Source organism: Streptococcus sp. GMD1S, assembly GCF_000296875.1.
Lineage (GTDB): Bacteria > Bacillota > Bacilli > Lactobacillales > Streptococcaceae > Streptococcus.
The window spans coordinates 1-2340 of record NZ_AJQY01000098.1; the positions used below are offsets into that span (position 1 = coordinate 1).

Annotated in this window: 4 protein-coding genes; all 4 read right to left on the reverse strand. The window is 36.7% G+C overall.

What is annotated here, in order from left to right; all coding sequences use genetic code 11:
• The coding region (locus GMD1S_RS07260; RefSeq protein ID WP_001148762.1) for a hypothetical protein at positions 1-277 on the reverse strand (277 nt) is incomplete at its 3' end.
• Positions 258-650 carry a hypothetical protein gene (locus tag GMD1S_RS07265; protein WP_000439965.1) on the reverse strand — a complete coding sequence of 131 codons (393 nt, stop codon included), beginning with the start codon at positions 648-650 and terminating at the stop codon, positions 258-260. The genes GMD1S_RS07260 and GMD1S_RS07265, both read right to left, overlap by 20 nt.
• Positions 632-1912 carry a hypothetical protein gene (locus tag GMD1S_RS07270; protein ID WP_000144640.1) on the reverse strand — a complete coding sequence of 427 codons (1281 nt, stop codon included), beginning with the start codon at positions 1910-1912 and terminating at the stop codon, positions 632-634. The genes GMD1S_RS07265 and GMD1S_RS07270 overlap by 19 nt, the downstream gene beginning before the upstream one ends.
• On the reverse strand, positions 1912-2334 hold the full coding sequence (locus tag GMD1S_RS07275) for a hypothetical protein (protein WP_025172944.1): 423 nt from the start codon (positions 2332-2334) through the stop codon (positions 1912-1914). The genes GMD1S_RS07270 and GMD1S_RS07275 overlap by 1 nt, the downstream gene beginning before the upstream one ends.
• Positions 2335-2340 lie beyond the last annotated feature (6 nt).

Here is a 2340-nt window from a genome sequence, read left to right on the forward strand (position 1 = left end):
ACTTGAGTAACATATTAGGAATCTTTTCTTCAAGACTCTTGCGAACTTTTCCTCGTATTGCAGTGTCCATTTGGCTGTTTATGCTTGTGATAGTTGATTTGGTTTCTGTAGCAATTTTCTTAGCTGTCTTACTAAAGTTTTCTTTTAATTTATTTTTTGCTGTTATTGCTATCTTTGCTTCCGCAATGATTCGGTTTCGTTCCATCATTCGATACATTTGTTTCAGTGCATATTGATATTCTTCATCTGTGTAGTATTCATTCATTGGTGCTTGCATAATCTCTCCTTAGTTTGTGAAATTCTTCCTCTAATTCATTTCTTTTTTTGCGAAACTCGTTATCGTTTTTTTCTCTCTCATTTTCGAGTTTAATTCTATGTTCTCGGTATACTTGTTCCGAAAAGTGTCTCAGATTTTCTATTTCTGTAAAGTAGTCTCTAACATCATCAGCAGTTGATGAAAATTTTCTCAAGACTTGATACATTTTATCAACTTCATCAGACATCAGTTTTTCTAAATTTGCATTTCGTTCGTTTAAATCGAGTGCTTTATCATCGAGTTCTTTCTTTTGTTGATAATATTGTTCTTCTAGATTAAACAGTTCTCTCTCTTTCTCTCTAATTTCCTCCCATTTCACATCTTTTCTTTCCATTGTCTGAACTCCTTGGCAAATTGTGTGTCTGTTGCTACTGTTTTTTCAATGACATTCTGTAATTGTTTGTCTAACTGTTCAAATGCTTGGGCGGAAGCATTCATCTTAGTGACTGTTTGTGTTGTCTCTGCCTGAAAAGTATCGATAAACTGTGCTTGAGTGATACCTTGGCTAGCAAAAATGGCCTCAACCTCATAGGGAGCTAATGCTGTGTAGCTTGTAAAATCGATTTTTGACCAAATTTCTTGTAATTCCTGATTTGCTTTTTTGGCTAAGGCGCTCACTTCATCAGCTCCAGTTCTTGCTGCAGTAGCCATAGATGATGATAGGATAGAACCTTGAGCTGCATCTAAGTATATTTCCTCAGAACTACTAATACCACCTGATGACCATTTTGACTTCAAGTCCTTGTAATGAGCCATTCCTCGGAGACTGTTGGCATAGGCTCGATAAACACCACTGATTAAGGGTTTTCCTCCCTTGCCATCTATAACTTGACCAGTTACAGGATCAAACTCCCAGTCCTCAATTTTATGGCTCGAACCATCAATCCAATGAATCGTGCTAGGCATAGAATTTGTAATATCAATCGGACTGGTGTACCTTTCTGGGTGATTAGAGTCATTCCAACGTACTACATTATCATGTTTTCTACGGTAATCTATAAACATAGAAGGGTTGCTTTCAATAAATGCTTTTTCTTCCAGTGTAAGTCCACCATATTTAAACCAAGCATTAAAAGTGGTTGTAGGGATGTGGTATTTAGCTCCCACCTTCAGCATGTAAGATCCTTGTGAATAACCTGATAGTTGACTGACTTCATATCTAGGATCGTCCATAATCTCTTTTACAAATTGGTCAGCAACCTTATATTGTGGAGATAAGTAAGTTTGCCTTGCAATTATGGCACTATAGAAATCGCGTGAACCAAACATAGTTTTATTCACCGGACTATCAGGATCCGTTCCAGCAGCAATCACAGCTACATTTTTATAATCTGGTTCGCCGTTGACAATAGGTGCAACTGCTAGCCCGTCAAAACCTGTTTCAGTGTCAGACTTAGTGGCAACAACACGGAATTCTTGACCATCTGAGGTAGTTATGGTGTTGGTTTTTTCTAAATCATCAGGAGATATACTTTCACTGAGATTTGAATTGACATAAGTCCGACCGTTACGCTTAGCGAATTCAAGATTTACACTATATACAGCATAATCCCGATTCAAATTGTTTAACTGCTCATCTGTATAGGAAAATGTCATCATTGTTCTCCCGTGCTATTATCTGAATATGTAACAATTACTTTTAAGTCGGTCACTCCTTTGTAATTGTTAAGGAATTGCCTTTTCTCATTGGTCAATGAACCTTGATAATTCTTTTTATCATGGAGTCCATGGCCTATCCTATACTTAGTTTTTCTTTCATCATTAAATTTGATTTCTACATCACAAGACCATGAACCTGGAGGGTTTGTGTAGTTTGGATTGGAAATCTTAATCTCCTCAATCCCTTCATAGGAATTTTTTAAAGCGTTGACCAAGCTGATTTCGTACTCTCTATTCCGACGTTCTTCTTGAGACTTCCCTAACATACTAAACACAAAAACACCTCCTGTTGTGATGGCTACGAGTAGAAAAACTATGAATAATGGTTTATAGCTTTTTCTTAATCTGTCTTTACTCATTATCAT